At 53.6% G+C, this 15,913-nt stretch carries 17 protein-coding genes; 13 read left to right on the top strand and 4 right to left on the bottom strand.

The annotated features are described in order from the left end of the window. Positions 1-33: 33 nt before the first annotated feature. Positions 34-687 carry a class I SAM-dependent methyltransferase gene (locus GT409_RS04995; RefSeq protein WP_160627531.1) on the bottom strand — a complete coding sequence of 218 codons (654 nt, stop codon included), beginning with the start codon at positions 685-687 and terminating at the stop codon, positions 34-36. Between the two features lie 28 nt (positions 688-715). Between GT409_RS04995 and GT409_RS04990 the strand changes: the two genes are divergently transcribed. Further along, positions 716-1,510, top strand: coding sequence for a dihydrodipicolinate synthase family protein (locus GT409_RS04990; protein ID WP_160627529.1), 795 nt, complete (start codon positions 716-718; stop codon positions 1,508-1,510). On the opposite strand, the gene yaaA is transcribed toward GT409_RS04990, so the two are convergent. Beyond that, a complete protein-coding gene (gene yaaA, locus GT409_RS04985; protein ID WP_160627527.1) occupies positions 1,488-2,249 on the bottom strand; it encodes a peroxide stress protein YaaA in 762 nt (253 codons plus the stop codon). The two genes, GT409_RS04990 and yaaA, sit on opposite strands and share 23 nt — an antisense overlap. A gap of 114 nt (positions 2,250-2,363) precedes the next feature. On the opposite strand from yaaA, the gene GT409_RS04980 reads away from it, so the two are divergent. From GT409_RS04980 to GT409_RS04960, 5 genes are all read left to right on the top strand, one after another. Then, a complete protein-coding gene (locus GT409_RS04980) occupies positions 2,364-4,118 on the top strand; it encodes an ATP-binding cassette domain-containing protein (RefSeq protein ID WP_160627525.1) in 1,755 nt (584 codons plus the stop codon). Further along, positions 4,118-5,020, top strand: a complete 903-nt coding sequence (locus GT409_RS04975) for a DMT family transporter (protein ID WP_160627523.1) — start codon at positions 4,118-4,120, stop codon at positions 5,018-5,020. Before GT409_RS04980 ends, GT409_RS04975 begins: the two co-directional genes overlap by 1 nt. 67 nt (positions 5,021-5,087) lie before the next feature. Next, positions 5,088-5,597 carry a ferritin-like domain-containing protein gene (locus tag GT409_RS04970; protein WP_160627520.1) on the top strand — a complete coding sequence of 170 codons (510 nt, stop codon included), beginning with the start codon at positions 5,088-5,090 and terminating at the stop codon, positions 5,595-5,597. A gap of 4 nt (positions 5,598-5,601) precedes the next feature. Beyond that, on the top strand, positions 5,602-6,951 hold the full coding sequence (locus GT409_RS04965; protein ID WP_160627518.1) for a deoxyribodipyrimidine photo-lyase: 1,350 nt from the start codon (positions 5,602-5,604) through the stop codon (positions 6,949-6,951). Then, positions 6,948-7,448, top strand: a complete 501-nt coding sequence (locus GT409_RS04960; protein ID WP_160627516.1) for a hypothetical protein — start codon at positions 6,948-6,950, stop codon at positions 7,446-7,448. The genes GT409_RS04965 and GT409_RS04960 overlap by 4 nt, the downstream gene beginning before the upstream one ends. A gap of 15 nt (positions 7,449-7,463) precedes the next feature. On the opposite strand, the gene GT409_RS04955 is transcribed toward GT409_RS04960, so the two are convergent. Then, a complete protein-coding gene (locus tag GT409_RS04955) occupies positions 7,464-8,015 on the bottom strand; it encodes a hypothetical protein (RefSeq protein WP_160627514.1) in 552 nt (183 codons plus the stop codon). 185 nt (positions 8,016-8,200) lie between these two features. On the opposite strand from GT409_RS04955, the gene recA reads away from it, so the two are divergent. Both recA and GT409_RS04945 read left to right on the top strand, forming a co-directional pair. After that, a complete protein-coding gene (gene recA / locus GT409_RS04950) occupies positions 8,201-9,217 on the top strand; it encodes a recombinase RecA (protein ID WP_160627512.1) in 1,017 nt (338 codons plus the stop codon). Between the two features lie 78 nt (positions 9,218-9,295). Further along, complete coding sequence (locus tag GT409_RS04945; RefSeq protein ID WP_160627510.1) at positions 9,296-10,207, top strand: M28 family metallopeptidase; 912 nt, start codon at positions 9,296-9,298, stop codon at positions 10,205-10,207. 1 nt (position 10,208) lies between these two features. Here the strand turns inward: GT409_RS04945 and GT409_RS04940 are convergent, their stop codons facing one another. After that, positions 10,209-10,841, bottom strand: coding sequence for a hypothetical protein (locus tag GT409_RS04940; protein ID WP_160627508.1), 633 nt, complete (start codon positions 10,839-10,841; stop codon positions 10,209-10,211). A 54-nt stretch (positions 10,842-10,895) separates the two neighbouring features. Between GT409_RS04940 and GT409_RS04935 the strand changes: the two genes are divergently transcribed. Genes GT409_RS04935 through GT409_RS04915 form a run of 5 tightly spaced genes read left to right on the top strand, consistent with a single transcriptional unit; the run spans position 10,896 to position 15,900 of the window. Next, on the top strand, positions 10,896-12,557 hold the full coding sequence (locus GT409_RS04935) for a hypothetical protein (protein ID WP_160627506.1): 1,662 nt from the start codon (positions 10,896-10,898) through the stop codon (positions 12,555-12,557). 14 nt (positions 12,558-12,571) lie between these two features. After that, the gene (tsaE, locus tag GT409_RS04930; RefSeq protein WP_160627505.1) at positions 12,572-12,997 is read left to right on the top strand and encodes a tRNA (adenosine(37)-N6)-threonylcarbamoyltransferase complex ATPase subunit type 1 TsaE; all 426 of its coding nucleotides are present in this window, start codon (positions 12,572-12,574) and stop codon (positions 12,995-12,997) included. Beyond that, positions 12,994-13,626 carry a tRNA (adenosine(37)-N6)-threonylcarbamoyltransferase complex dimerization subunit type 1 TsaB gene (tsaB, locus tag GT409_RS04925; protein ID WP_160627503.1) on the top strand — a complete coding sequence of 211 codons (633 nt, stop codon included), beginning with the start codon at positions 12,994-12,996 and terminating at the stop codon, positions 13,624-13,626. The genes tsaE and tsaB overlap by 4 nt, the downstream gene beginning before the upstream one ends. An 11-nt stretch (positions 13,627-13,637) precedes the next feature. After that, positions 13,638-14,681, top strand: a complete 1,044-nt coding sequence (locus GT409_RS04920) for a hypothetical protein (RefSeq protein WP_160627501.1) — start codon at positions 13,638-13,640, stop codon at positions 14,679-14,681. Between the two features lie 16 nt (positions 14,682-14,697). Beyond that, on the top strand, positions 14,698-15,900 hold the full coding sequence (locus tag GT409_RS04915; protein ID WP_160627499.1) for a trypsin-like serine protease: 1,203 nt from the start codon (positions 14,698-14,700) through the stop codon (positions 15,898-15,900). Positions 15,901-15,913: the final 13 nt, after the last annotated feature.

Here is a 15,913-nt window from a genome sequence, read left to right as displayed (position 1 = left end):
CTCCGGTTGCTTGAGTTCGCGGCGTCTTCCCTTTCAGGGAGAGAGGATGAGGATGACATTGTCCGAATGAAATTCGAGATGAAGGCTGTAGGTTTTTTCCAGCCATTGAAAAGTCTGTGTTGAGAAAAAGCAGACATGGGTGTCATCGTTTTTGTAGTGCCAGCGCTCGAACGGAACGGGGGCGTGGTCGTGCAGCTGGGTCATGATGCCGATCCAGCCGCCGGGCTTCACCAGCGTTAGAAACCGCTTGAATTCTTCGCGCGGGCGATACATATGCTCCATGGTTTCCGAGCAGGTGAGAAAGTCATACTGCCTCTCGAAGACAGACGGGTCGTTGGCGTAATGCAGATCGTAGATAGCGCAAGGATAACCGGCTTCTTCAAACATCAGCGACAGCGTGGGGCCGGGACCGCAGCCGAAGTCCAGACCGCCCGCGCCGGGTGACAGCTTTTTTTCCAAGGGTTGAAAAAGACGATTCATAAACTTCCGATATCCGGAATCCGCGGAATCGTTCTGATGCAGGTCGTAGCGCGCTTTTTCAGCCTCCATCGAAAGGCGCAGCTTCGGCGGAACAAAAATCAGGTCGCAGCACGGGCAGCGCAGGTATTCCCGCGTGCGGTCGGCGCAGAATGGATCGCTGAGCGCGTTGCACAGCGGACAGTTTGATGTGTTTTCCTGTTTCGTCATAAAGCGAAGAAGCCTAGCATATTTTTCTATGAAAAAAGCTGTTTCTACTCTGGAAGGTCTGGTGGTGCCGGTGCCGACGCCTTTTGGCGATGATGATGCGATTGATTTCGGGGCGTTTCTTTCGCATCTCGACTGGCTGGCGGAATGCGGTGTTCGCAATCTGCTGGTGAACGGTACGACGGGCGAGTTTTTTTCTCTGACGCCGGAAGAACAGATGAAGCTGCTGCGCGTCAGCCGCGAGGCGTGGAAGGGCTCGCTGATTTTTCATTTGGCATCTCCGGCACTTTTCCAATGTTTGGAAACGGCGCACCATGCGCAGGAGGCAGGAGCGGACTTTATTGCCACGCTGCCTCCCTATTACTTCGCAAACGCACCGGTGGACGGTTTGGTGGAATGGTTCTGTCGCCTGTCACTCGGAAGTGATCTCCCGCTGATTCTCTATAATTTCCCGAAGCACGTCGGCAATACACTGACTCCTGAGCTGCTGAAAGATATTCCGCACTGGGGCGTAAAAGATTCCTCTGCTGACCTGTCGCTGATTCCGGCGACCCCGAATTATTTTGTCGGTGGAGACCGTAGAATTTCGGAGGCATACGCGGCGGGAGCAAAGGGATTTGTCAGCGCATCGGCCAGTATTGATCCGCTGCCGTATCTGCGGATCGAAAAATCGCAGGCTCCCGAGCTCCAGTCGTTGGTTGATGCAGTAAACGCCCGCGCCTCCGGACCGTTTGCCATTGCAAAAATTAAGCAGGCGTTGTCTGAAATCCTGCCGGGTTATCCTGCCGCGGTCCGACCGCCGCTTACGTCTGCTCCGGTCGGGTGAATACGGGCGCGGATGCGGTTGAAAGATCCGGTGCGTATTCATAGCCATCGAGGTTGAACGCCGGCAGGGCTTCCGGTTTCGAAATCCGGTTTTGGATGATGAAGCGCGCCATCGTCCCGCGCGCTTTTTTGGCGTAGAAGCTGATGATTTTCAGTTTTCCGTTCTTTTCGTCTTTAAACACCGGGCTGATGATCTGTTTGTTGAGCGCTTTTCGATCGATGGCTTTAAAGTATTCCTGTGAAGCCAGATTCACCAGCAGATCGCCGGGAATTTGGTTGAGTTCTTCGGTGATAGTGGCGCGCCAGAATTCGTAAAGACTGGATGCTCCATCGGTTTGAAGCGGCCGCCCCATTTCGAGGCGGTAGGGTTGAATCAGGTCGAGCGGGCGGAGCACCCCGTAAAGGCCGGAGAGAATGCGCAGGTGCTTTTGCGCAAAGGTCAGGTCGGCCTTTTCCAGTGAAGGCGCATTGAGCCCGTCGTATACATCGCCGGTAAAGGCCAGGATGGCCTGTTTGGCATTGTCCAGGGAGAAGGGCTGTTTCCAGTCCATGAACCGCTGCCGATTCAGTTCCGCCAGCTTTTCACTGATGGCCATAAAGTCCATAAGTTCACTGGTTGAAAAGTTCCGAAGTTTGGAAATCAGCTGTTCGGACCGGTCCAGAAATCCGGGGTGCGAAAAGCCGGAATCCGCAACCGGATTCATGTCCATGCTTTTAGAGGGTGATAAAACAATAATCATCGGCTAAACCTGAGTTGTACACTACTGTTTTGGGTTTAAAAATCAACGTTTCATTATTGAAGTCGGCGGGTTTGGCTTGTTTCCCGAATCCGAATCGCTACATTCCAACGCCTTATGGCACTCATCAGCTTACAGAATATTCAAATCGCATTCGGCGGACCGAAACTTCTCGACGGAGTTACGCTTCAGATTGAGTCGGGCGAACGCATCTGTCTGATCGGCCGCAACGGCGAGGGAAAGTCCACGCTGTTGAAGATTGTCGACGGCACGCTCGAGCCCGATGACGGCACTGTGATCCGGAGCGGAGTGCGGGTTGCCCGACTGCAGCAGACGGTTCCGCAGGATATTGAGGGCACGGTGTTCGATCTGGTTTCCAGGGATTGGAACCACGAGCACGCGCTGGATCATCCGGTGGAAAAAGTGATTTCGCTGATGAACCTGGAACCGAATCAGCCGTTTGCGGAGCTCTCCGGCGGCATGCGCCGCCGCGCGCTGCTGGCGAAGGCGCTGGTGAACGAGCCGGATATTCTGGTTCTCGACGAGCCGACCAACCATCTCGACATTGATTCCATCCAATGGTTGGAGAACTTTCTGGCGCGCTGGCGCGGCACGGTGCTGTTTGTGACTCACGACCGTGTTTTTCTGCAGAAACTGGCGACCCGTATTGTGGAACTTGATCGCGGGCAGCTGACGAGCTGGGAGTGCGATTATGAAACCTACCTCAAGCGGCGGCAGGCACTGCTCGACGCAGAGGAAGGGCAGTGGGCGGAATTTGACCGCAAGCTGGCGCAGGAGGAGGTTTGGATCCGCAAGGGAATCAAGGCGCGCCGTACACGCAACGAGGGGCGCGTGCGCGAACTCGAAAAAATGCGCGCGGAACGTTCGCAGCGCCGTGAGCGGTCGGGGACGGTGAAGCTTCAGCTGCACGAGGCGGAGCAGTCCGGACGTAAAGTGATTACGGTGGACCATATTTCCTGCAGCTATGAGGGCGAGGATCTGATTTCAGGGTTTTCAACGGAAATTCTGCGCGGTGACCGCATCGGGATTATCGGGCCGAACGGTTGCGGGAAAACAACGCTGATTAATACGATGCTTGGGACGCTGGCGCCGACAGCCGGCGAGGTGCGCAACGGGACGCGGCTGGAGGTGGCCTATTTCGATCAGCACCGCCAGAAGCTGGATGAAAACAAAAGTGTGAAGTGGAATCTTTGCGCAGATAATGAATATGTTCAGACTCCGTCCGGGCGGCAGCACGTGATGGGCTATCTGCGCAATTTCCTTTTTTCGCCGGCCGACGCGGACCAGCCGGTTGGTTCGCTCTCCGGCGGAGAGCGCAACCGCCTGATGCTCGCCAAGCTGTTTGCCCAGCCGTCCAACGTGCTGGTGCTTGACGAGCCAACGAACGATCTGGATGTTGAAACGCTCGATATGCTCGAAGAAATGCTTGCGGAGTATCAGGGGACGGTTCTGCTGGTCAGCCATGACCGCGCCTTTTTGAATAATGTGGTGACCTCCACAATTGTTTTCGAAGAAAACGGCCTTGGCGAATATGCCGGCGGTTACGATGACTGGGTCCAGCAGTCTTCTTATCGCAAAGAATCCGCGGAGATGGTTCAGAAAACGACGGAACCGCAGAAAACGCGGACGCGAAAACTGACCAATAAGGAGCGGTACGAGCTGAAGGAGCTTCCCAAAACGATTGAAGCGCTCGAAGCAGAACTCGAAACACTTACCGCTACGCTTAACGATCCTGATTTTTACCGGCGCGATCCCGAAGAAATCCGGAAGACCACCGAGCGTGCCGAAGCCGTTCCGAAGGAACTCGAAGCCGCGTATGAGCGCTGGGCCGAGTTAGAGGAACACTCCTGATGCTGTGGATTGCGCTCGGGCTGATTTCTTCGGTACTGCTCGGATTTTACGATGTATGTAAAAAGCATGCACTCAATCATAACGCGGTGCTTCCGGTCCTTTTCTTTTCAACATTGGCCTCGTTTCTTCCGATGCTGGCAGTGCTGGGCGGTATGCATTGGGCTCCGGAAATGATGGAGCAGAGCTGCTTCTATCTGCCGGAGGCAACACCGGCTCAGCACCTGCACCTGTTCGCGAAATCATTCATCATTTTCATTTCCTGGACGCTGGCCTATTTCGCGATGAAGCACCTGCCGATTTCGATCGTCTCGCCGGTTCGAGCCTCCGGGCCGGTCTGGACGCTGATCGGCGCATTGCTGCTGTTTCATGAACGTCCTGAGCCGATGCAGTGGGCCGGAATGGCCGTGGTGTTTCTGTCCTATTTTGCGTTTTCGCTGATTGGTCGCAAAGAAGGCGTTGACTTTCACCGCAGTCGCTGGATCCTGTTTATTTTCCTGGCTACGCTGGTCGGCACGCTCAGCGCGCTGTACGACAAATATCTGCTCCAGCAGCAGGGCTATGCCCCGATGCTGGTGCAGTTCTGGTTTGCGTTCTACAATATGATCCTGTTTGGCTTGACAGTTCTGCTCTTCTGGCTGCCGAACCGCAGCAAAACCACGCCTTTTAAATGGCGCTGGAGCATTCCGCTCATCGGTCTGCTGCTGACCTCCGCCGACCTGATTTATTTTCACGCAGTCCGCAACCCCGCCTCGCTGATCGTGGTGCTTTCCATTCTGCGCCGCAGCAGCGTTGTTGTTTCTTTTACGGTCGGTTCTCTTCTGTTCGGTGATGTCAACCGCCGGATGAAAGCCTGGGCGCTGGCCGGTGTATTGATCGGCGTAGTCCTTATTATCCTCTCATGACCTGTCGCTTGCATTTCTTTTCATCCCGGCGTAAGATTCTGTTTCTAACAGCAACAGGAGGGAAATCATGGGAAGTCGTGGAATTGAAATCGTCGGCATGGACGTCAATGAACTGCTGACACTGTTGAACAAAGCTCTTGCTGACGAATGGCTGGCTCACTACCAGTACTGGATTGGCACCAAAGTCGTTGCCGGGCCGATGAAAGATGCGGTTATCGCTGAACTGCTTCAGCATGCCACCGAAGAAATGCAGCATGCCGAACTCGTCTCGGATCGCATCGTGCAGCTCGGCGGCACGCCGATCCTCACGCCGGCCGACTGGTTCACACTCACCAACTGCGAATACGAGCCGCCGACCGACCCCTTTGTACAGGCCGTGCTCGAACAGAATATCCGCGGCGAACAGTGCGCCATCAGCGTCTATAACGACTTGATGAAAAAGACGCGCGACACCGATCAGATCACCTATAATATCGCGCTGCAGATTATTGAACAGGAGATCGAGCATGAACAGGACCTGCAGGATCTGCTCGAAGACCTCAACCTGATGGTGCAGCATTACGGCCTGAAGAAATAAGCCGATGATTCATCCGGCGCGCATTCATAAACTGAACGACAAACCCGTCCGGCAATCCGGCGGGTTTGTTCTCTACTGGATGCAGCAGAGCCAGCGCGCCGAATGGAACCATGCGCTCGAATACGCGATTGAGCGCGCCAATCAATGGACCCTTCCTGTGGCTGTCGTTTTCGGTCTGATGGACGACTACCCCGAAGCCAACGAGCGCCACTACGCCTTCATGCTTCAGGGGCTCGAAGAAGTTTTCCAAACTTTGGAAAAACGCGGCATCGGCGCGTTTATCGGTCGCGGTCATCCGGCAGACGTTGCCATTGAAGCCGGCAAAGAGGCCGCGCTGATTGTGTGCGATATGGGCTATCTGCGCCATCAGGCTGAGTGGCGCGCGCGGGTCGCCGACGAATCGGACTGTGAGGTCGTCGAAGTTGAGAGCGACGTTGTGGTGCCGGTCGAAACCGCCTCCGACAAACCCGAATACATGGCCCGCACCCTTCGCCCCAAAATCCATCGAAACCTCAACGAATTTCTTCAGCCATTGGCAAGCAACTGCGTTGCGGCACGGGAATGGTTTCAAGGGCTGGAAAAACTGAGCCGACAAGTTCCAACCATTGGAAACCTGAAACTCGATCGAAGCGTCGGCGCGGTTAAGTCGTTTAAAGGCGGAACGGCAGAGGCAAAACGGCGGCTTAAACAGTTCATCAAAAACAGTCTGGCGGTGTACAGCGATCACAGCAACCAGCCGCAGACCGATGATGTATCGATGATGAGTCCATATTTGCACTTTGGGCAGATTTCTCCGCTAACCATCGCGCTGGAGGTTTTGAAAAGCGACGCGGCTAAAGAGGCGCAGGATGCGTTCATCGAGCAGCTGATTGTTCGGCGCGAGCTGGCGATGAATTTTGTCTGGTTCACTCCGGACTACGATCAGTTTTCCTGTCTTCCGAACTGGGCGAAGCAGACGCTCAAAAATCACGCGAAGGATGAGCGCGAGTATCTCTATACGCGCGAGCAGTTCGAGCAGTCGCAGACGCATGATCCATACTGGAACGCGGCAATGACAGAGATGCGCGTGACCGGTTTTATGCACAACTACATGCGCATGTATTGGGGCAAAAAAGTGCTCGAGTGGAGCCCGTCGCCGGAGGAAGCGTTTGAAACGTTGCTGGCGATCAATAACAAATATTTTATCGACGGGCGCGACCCTAATTCATACGCCGGAGTTGCCTGGGTTTTCGGCAAACACGACACGGCCTGGGCGGCGCGCCCGGTTTTTGGGAAAACGCGTTATATGAACGCCGCGGGTCTCAAACGCAAATGCGACATTAATGCCTATGTCGAAAAGGTGGAGCGGTTGTGAGCGGCTTTGCGTATGCTGTTTGGCTGGTGCCGTGTGAAGAACAGCGTGAACCCTTGCAGCAAATCATTGATTCACTGGCAGCAGAGTTTAAGACGCCGACGTTTGTTCCGCACGCCACGCTTTGTTCCGGAGTTTGGAAAAATTCGGAGTCGGAACTGATCAAGCAGGTTAGAAAACTTCCGGTCGAGTTTCCGCTGGAGCTGCAGAGCGCCGGAATTGACTGGACCGAACATTGGTCGACCTATTTCGTTTTGCGATTGGGGGGAAAGACTGATCTTTTCAAGAAATCTGCCGCGCAACTGCCCGGTTCGCATGCTCCGAAAATCGGCCCGCATCTGAGTCTGCTTTACGGCTTCAACGCCTCGCGCGTTGACCGAAACGCATTGCGGGCGACACTCAATGTGCCGCCCGCTGTCTGCTTTAACTCCCTGATGCTCGTGCGCCCGGAAACCGGGCGCTGGGAGGATGTGGATTTTTGGGAAGAGTTAGGATTGTAAACGCAATCCGATCAATCAGTCATAGATTTCGTTATACGCATAGTGGCTGTGGCGGAACGATTTTGGTTTTACTTCTTTTGCGCTACTGTTGACGATCTCTTCCATGCTATCCACTTTGTCGTAATCCACGGCAATCGGAATAAACTGTCCGTTTCTAATAAACCCAAATTCGATTGCCGATGCGGTCAGTTTAGGCTTTTTCATATCCCCGAAAGGAATTTTCAATTCCCATTTTGTATGGTCTGCGTAGAAATCATCAGGGGGTAATTCACTTGGAACGGCAGTTGCCTCTGCGTAGACAACCTGATCGGTTTTTTTGTCGGTCAGTTGTATAGCGGCATGCATTTCGTAGTTTAGGTGGCGATCGCGAACATCTTGGCGCGACTCAAACTTTAAGAGAAAGTATTCTCTACCGCTGGAGCTTTCCTCCTCATCATCTTCGACGGCCCAAATCTTCATGTGTCCTTTATACTCATCCTGAAGTTTTGCCATTTCTTCGGAAACTTCGGCGGCGGTGGAGTAGAGGCCGAGGGCCAGGAATGCAAGTATGAGACGTACGGTTTGCATGAGGGAGTCCTTTCTAATTGAAGCTAACATTTGAAGATCATAATGAATTTAAAGGTTTCTTTTCAAGCTATCTGTTTCTTTTCTTTGATGATGGAAGGGGACTTTGTTTTCCGGAAGCCGTAATCTTTGAGGCAGGCGTGTTCCGCGCTTGAACAATTTGATCAGCGGTGTAGGCTTTGCGAACTATGGCTGCTAAAAAAAGTTCTAAAGAAGGTGGCGTCAGTCTTGACGCTGTGCTGGCTGACATCAAGAAACAGTACGGAGACGGAGCGATTGTTCGCCTGGGCGATCAGGAGGCTCCCAAAACAATTTCCCATATTTCCACGGGAGCTTTGACGCTTGACCTCGCGCTCGGAATCGGTGGAATTCCCAGAGGTCGCGTAGTTGAAATTTACGGTCCGGAATCCTCCGGAAAAACCACGCTGTGCTCGCACATTATTGCGAATGTCCAGAAGGGCGGCGGTACTGCAGCGTTTATTGACACCGAGCACGCGCTCGATCCATCCTACGCCAAAAAAATCGGCGTCGATGTGGATAACCTGCTGGTTTCTCAGCCCGACTCCGGCGAAGAAGCGCTCAACATTTGCGAAACGCTGGTGAAGAGCGGGTCCATTGATCTGGTCGTGGTCGACTCCGTCGCCGCGCTCGCGCCGCAGGCCGAGCTTGACGGCGAAATGGGGCAGTCACACGTTGGTCTGCAGGCACGTCTGATGAGCCAGGCGCTTCGCAAGCTGACGTCGGCCATCAACCGCACTAACTGTTCCTGCATTTTCACGAACCAGATTCGCGAAAAAGTCGGTGTGATGTTCGGCAGCCCGGAAACCACACCCGGCGGCCGCGCGCTCAAGTTTTACTCGTCCGTTCGCTTGGACATTCGCCGGATCGGTCAGCTCAAGGACACCTCGGGCTCAGTATACGGCAACCGCACCAAAGTGAAGGTGGTCAAAAACAAGGTGGCGCCGCCGTTTACGCTGGCGGAGTTCGATATCCTGTATGCAGAAGGCATTTCCTACACGGGCTCCATCATTGATGCCGGCGTTGAATATGGTCTGATCGACAAAAAAGGTTCCTGGCTTTCCTGTGACGGCCAGCAGCTCGGGCAGGGCCGCGAAGGCGCCCGCAAAGCGCTGCTCGAAGACCCGAAACTCTGCGACGAACTGGTTCAGAAAATTACCGAAGCCGCCCATGCAAAAACAGCATAGGGCGCGGATGCCCCTATCATTGCGAGTCTGCTCATGAAATTTCCAGCCCGTGGAAAAGGCAATCGATGCTCCCATGCTATGGGTTCCAAATATTGGAAAATTGGACTAACGGTTTTCCAATGTTTGGAACTTTTGGTTATAGCCGGCTGTTCTCCAGCGGGATCATCCGGATTTGATGGCGCAAAGGCATTTGCTGAAACGGAAGAGTTGGTTGCCATTCGCCCGCGCGATGCGGGAACGGGTGGCGCGCGGCGCGCGGCGGTTCACTTGGAGCGGAAGCTTAAGGAGTTTGGACTTAAGACCAAAATCGACACCTTTACGGAGGAAACTCCGGACGGGAAGCGGATTTTCAATAATGTGCTGGGACGGCTCCCCGGTAAAACACCGCGCCTGATTGTGCTGGGATCTCATTTTGATACTAAATCCGGGATTTCGCCGGATTTTGAAGGTGCGAATGATTCCGGATCGAGCTCCGGGGTTTTGCTGGAGCTGGCGCGGGTGTTGTCTGAAAAAGGGCCGTATGAAACAGAGTTTCTGGTCGCCTTTTTTGATGGGGAGGAGTGCAGTCGTGAGTATGCGCCCAACGATGGCCTGCACGGCAGTCGACGGCTGGCGCAGCAGATTGCCGAAGGCGGCGGGGTGCCGCATGTGGAGGCTGTGATTGTGCTCGATATGATCGGGGATGCGGATCTGAATGTCACCGTGCCGCGCAACAGTTCCCAGACGCTGATTAAAGAGCTGTTCTTTGCTGCTCATGAAGTCGGCACACGGTCCGTGTTCAGTTTAGGCAAAGGATCCATTCTGGATGACCATGTGCCGTTTTTGCTGGCGGGCATGCCGGCCATTGACGTGATTGATTTTGAGTTCGGGTCGGCTCCGGGACTCAATGATTATTGGCACACGACCGAAGATTCGATGGATAAGCTGTCGGCCGGGAGTATGCAGACCATTGGGGACACGGTACTTCGGATGATTGAGAACCTGCAGTAGTTTACTGCGGAGGCAGAACGCCTTCCTGAACCAGTTGCGCATCCATTTCAGGGGTCAGAGGCATGGGCAACGGAGGTTTGCCGGTCCGGATGGCATCCATCTGCACCTCTTCAAGATGTTTGCGAAGCGCTTCGCCGGTCAGTTGCGGCTGTTTGGGTTCTTCTTCTTTGCGGCGCTCTTCTATTTTCTTCAGCAGGGCGCGGCGGCGTTCGGCATAGGAGCTTTGACGCGACTGCTGCTGCTGTTTTGAGACCGGCTCCGGAGCGCCTTCTTCCAGTTTGAACAGGGCAACCTCATTGCCTTTTTTCAACATGGCCTCGGATTTATTGATGTCAGCCTCGATCAGTTCAATGCCGTTCTGGATCTCGCCGATATTGAGAATGTAGTTTTTCTTTTCCGCCTTATCGATAATTCCGACGCGCACATCTCCGTTTGGGCCTTCAAAAAGCATGGAAAGACGAAGGTTTTTGGCAAAGGACTGGCCGGGAGCAACCTGAACAGTGTCTGCCTCAGGGGGATCTTCTCCGAAGGGATGCTTGTCGATGATAATCTTGTAGCGCTCAAATCCCTCTCCGGTTGCCGCGGCGGTCCACGTGCATACCAGCAGAATAAAAATAGAAATCATCAATTTCACGGTAGCGAGTATCTGTCCTTGTCTGCTTTTCGTCAAGGGAGTAGCCTCGCGGTCATGAAATTCAAACAGATTCTTTGTTTTGTTTTATTGGCCGTGACCGCGGTCGCCCAGATGCCCCATCAGGTTGCTGTGCTGGTGAATGAAAATTCGCAGGCGTCCAAAAAAGCGGCCAATGTATTTGCCGGCCTGCACGGAATTCCGAGAGAAAACTTCATCTACCTCGACCTGCCGGAATCCATGTTTTCCGGACGCTTTGAGTGTACACCGGAGGAATTTAAGTCTCGGATCTATAATCCGGCGGTCCTGACCCTTGAGGATCGCGGGCTGGATAATCAGGTTCTGGCACTGGTGTATTCCGTCGATTTTCCGATTCGCATTGTCACTTCTCCGAATGATCGGCAGCAGATGTCGATTATGGGACTGACCTTTCTGAAAGGAACGGTTCCGGATCTTGAAGCGATGGAGAAGGGGCAGATTGTGTCTCCTCTGTTTGCCGGGCCCGGGCAGGACAACGCACAGAAGCTGCCCCCGCGCTCATTGGATGTCTGGGCTGCGGGGCTGAAAGACAGAATGCCGCTGCCGGCCATGATGCTTGGCTATATCGGCGAAAACGGGAACAGCATGGAAACCGTTTTGCGCTGCATTGAAGATGGCGCGCGAGCCTGGCAGCGCAACGCTGGTCCGCGGGTTCTTTTTGTGGAAACCGATGACAGTGCGCGGTCCGGTCCGCGCGAATGGCAGTTTGATGGCGTAAAAGCCGAGATGACGGCTTATGCCGGGGTTGCGGTGGTTACCACCAATCCGGCGCCGCATCAGAAAGACCTGACCGGCGTGATGACCGGTGCCGCAACCGTAAAGCCGGCAGACTGCGGTACGTTCCTTCCCGGAGCCATGGCTGAACACCTCACCAGCTGGTCGGCCGAGTTCCAGAAGCCGCAGACCAAATGTACTGCCTGGTTGGAAGCCGGGGTCACGGTAACCGCCGGAATGGTGACCGAACCGTACAATAACTGGGTCAAGTTCCCGCATGCTCGTTTTTTCGCCCACTATGCTGCTGGTTGTTCTGCAATGGAGAGTTTCTATCAATCGATTGCCAGCCCGATGCAGGTACTGCTTCTCGGCGACCCGCTGTCCCTGATTGGCGCTCTTCCAGTGCAGATCAAGCCGGTCGGCCTCAGCAAAGAAATCACCAGCGATCTTGATGCCGCGTTTGTGGTTGATGCCACATTTCCCGTCAAGACCGCCCAGCCGGTCTACAGTGCGCTGCTCAATGGAAGAGAAATCAAGCATGGCGAGGGCAACTCTCTGGTTGAACTGCCGTTTGCCGAAATGAGTGACGGCTATCATAACGTCCGCCTGATTGTGCAGGCTCTGGTTCCGGGGCGGCAGGTTTTGCCGAGTGGATTTAAAGATGTTCCCGTTTTCATCAATAAAAAAGGGCGCTCTGTTGCAATTACCGGACTGAATGATGACCTCCCGTCCAGGATTACGGTTACCGCGGAAACCAAAGGCGGAGAAATCCCGCAGTCGCTGTATCTGCTGGGAAGCGGCCGCAAGCTGGCCGAAGCGGCTCCCGGCGAGGCGCTGATCTTTGATGAAAAGATCATTGGCGAAGGCCCGCAGCACATACAGGCGGTCGCCGTTTATGCTGACGGCATGGAAGTTCGCAGCGAACCGGCGTCTTTTGCCATTGAATTTAATCCGGCAGATCAATAAAACCTTCGTCTCATATGAACGAATGGATTTCCAGCAGCCCTTCCAATACTTGGAAAATCGCCGCCGAATTTTTCCAAACCCTGGAACTTCCGGCGGTTATTGCCCTGCACGGGAACCTTGGTGCGGGCAAAACCTGTTTCACGCAGGGACTGGCGCAGGCCGCCGGCGTGAAAGAGCCGGTCTGCAGTCCCACCTATACGCTGATCAGTGAATATCAGGGAGCCGTTCCGTTTCATCATATTGACCTCTACCGCCTTGGGGGGCCTGAAGAAGCATACGACCTCGGCCTCGACGAATACCTTGAAACCGACGGCATCACGGTCATCGAGTGGGCCGAGCGGGCTGCCGAGCTCATTCCTCCCGATGCGGTCCACGTACGTCTTCAGCGCGGTGACGACGAACAGATTCGTACAATTCAGATTATCGAGAACCCCTTATGATTACTCTTGGCATAGAATGCTCCTCACGGCAGGGCTCTCTCGCCCTGCTCAGAGACGGTGATGTGATTGGCGAAAAAAGCTGGATTGCCGACCGCGTTCGTCACAACACCATTTTCCAAACGTTGGAAACCCTGATCCAGGAGGCCGAACTGTCGTATCGTGATATATCGCGGTTTGCGGTTGGCCGGGGACCGGGATCATTTTCCGGCATGCGCATGAGTTTGGCGATTGCGCAGGCATTGGCGCTGCCCGATAAAAAAGAAGTGCGGGCCGTCAGCAGCGGCGCGGCACTGGCTCTAGCTATTGCCCGCGAAGGCGCCAAAGAAATCGCCGTGGTCGGCGATGCCCGCCGCGGGCAGGTCTGGATCGGACTTTTCCAAGCATTGGAAGACGGCGGTATCAAACTTTCAAAAGATTGGGAATTAATCCCCTACGAAGAGGTTTCTGTGTCTGCTGAAGCCGTTATCGTCAGCCCCGAGGCCGAACGGCTGACAAAAATCTTTCCAAATATTGGATGCGCACACTTTCCGCATGCCAAAGAGGTGGCTGATCTGGCGCAGACCCGTCCCGAGGACCTTGAGCCGCTCTACATGCACCCGCCGGTATTTATTGAGCCGAAATTTAGTTGAGGACGATATCGATGAAGCTGATACGGACAGCTGGATGGATTTCATATTTTTCAGCAATTCTGTTTATCAGCATTCTGGTTCTCGGCAGTTTTTTCAGAGTCGGAATGACTGGTAATCCGCCGACGATGTTTCGCGATATGGTGGATGGAACGGCCAGTCGGCCTTTTGTTTATCGGGTACTGGCGCCTACAGTAATTCGTTCTCTGGAAAATGCGCTGCCGGATGTATTGAACGAGAAGATCTGTACTGCTGTTGCCGCGAGGCCGGTTTCAGAACTTTTTGAACGGTATGAGTGGGAATTGGAATATGCTTCAGCATATCTGATTGCTGTTGCAGTTTTGTTCGTTTCTCTTCTTCTGTTCGTTCATGCATTCGGGGTACTGGCGCGATCGCAGTATGAAATGAATCCAGTTTTTTTGCGAGTATTGTCGCTGGTAGCACTGGCTGGGCTGCCTTGTTTCTTCCGTTACTACAGCTATCTTTACGACTTTCCTCATCTGGTCCTGTTCTGTTATGCGCTGGCTATGATGAGTCTGCGGCGCTGGAAGGTGTATATCCTGTTGTTTGTTTTGGCTTGTCTGTCCAAGGAAACAACAGTTCTCTTGATTGCGGTCTTTATTATTCATTTTTGGAAGAAACGGCAAACGCTACCGTTTTTTGCCTTGGCGGTAGTTCAGGTGGTTATTTTTGTCACGATCAAGTGTGGCCTGAACATTCTGTTCCAAAAGAACCCGGGAGCATCTGTAGAGTTCCATTTGGGACACAACTTAATGCTGATCCCGTATAATTTTGCACAGGCTGGAATGTTTGCCGCTATTGCGGTCCTGTGTGCCCGGGATTGGGCACATAAGCCGTCTTTTCTGAAAAGTGCGGTGTGGATGCTGCCGCCACTGGTTGGATTGACCTTTCTCTTTGGGCTTCTGGATGAATATCGTGACTACTATGAAATCTATCCGGTTATACTGCTTCTGGCCGCACCAGCAGTTGCAGAATATCTTCGCATTACTCCCTGTAAGCTCAGCAACGTGGAATATAATCCTGCTTTTGCAAAATAACGATTCTTGAAAGACGATGGCTGATATGAACGCGCCGGGTTTGACCTTTTTTATGGTGTTGCTTGCGATTTGGCAGTGTTGTTTGACGGCATCGGCTGTAATCATTGCTGGTACGGACGGGGCTGGGAATACCAATGCTCCCGCCGATGATCCGGGCTTTAACCGCATCGGCGTATTTCAAAATGATCGCAGTTCGGTGTATGTGGGGAATTCCTGGTTCTTGACGGCGAACCATAATGGCGCCCCGACTATGGTTTTGATGGACGGCACAAATTATACCTACATGTCCGGCACCTGGACACAGCTTACAAATAATGTCGGAGATACAATTGACCTTGCCATGTTTAAGGTGGCGGGCAACACCCCTTCGGAAATGATGTCGATTCGTTCTGTGACTCCGCTTCCTTTGCAGGACATTATAATGATCGGAAACGGAAGAGACCGAACTTCCGGGCTTACGAAATGGGATTCTGAGTGGAATGTCGTGACTGTTGGCTCTTATTCATATTCGGGATATACCTATGATTCCTCTTTTCCTTACGCGACTTCGTTGCGATGGGGGGACAATGCAGTACAGTCAATAGGGCTTGTGTCGGAGGGAATGACATTCTTTTCCACTGATTTTGATAATGCCGTAGGTGAAGCCCAGGGTGCGCCGGGAGATTCCGGCGGCGGGGCTTTTATCAAAAATGGTCTTACGTGGGAACTGGCGGGAACAATTTTATATATAGGCGAATATACGAACCAGCCATCCGCTAAGGTGGCTGCTTTTGGCAATCTGACTTATATGGCGGATCTCTCGGTTTACCGGAGTCAGATTATGGGCCAGCGGGCGGTGACAGACGTTGATGACGACGGGATCCCGGATGGTTGGGAATATGAGAAGAGCGGCAGTGCGGTCAATGTGAGCGCCGTGTCTGATCAGGATGGCGATGGGTTTACCGGTGAAGAGGAATATATTGCTGACACGGATCCGACGGATAGCAATTCGTTCTGGCAGGTCGAGGGGGCGATTACATCGGCAAACCAAACCTTCACGTTTGAAGGCAGTGCCGCGCGGCAGTATCAGTTGCTTTACACCACGAACGGTTTGGCGACTCCCGACCTGATATGGATCACCAACGGCGCACCCATTTGGGGAGAGGGACCCGGTACCGAAATTGTTCTTACCAATACCGAAAAGATGGTGTTCTACCGCATGCAGGCGATTCTGCCCTGAAAAAGAAAGGTTG

It is taken from the genome of Tichowtungia aerotolerans, assembly GCF_009905215.1.
Lineage (GTDB): Bacteria > Verrucomicrobiota > Kiritimatiellia > Kiritimatiellales > Tichowtungiaceae > Tichowtungia > Tichowtungia aerotolerans.
The sequence above is the reverse complement of the archived record's forward strand: the minus strand, read 5'-3'. Positions and strand labels throughout refer to the sequence as shown.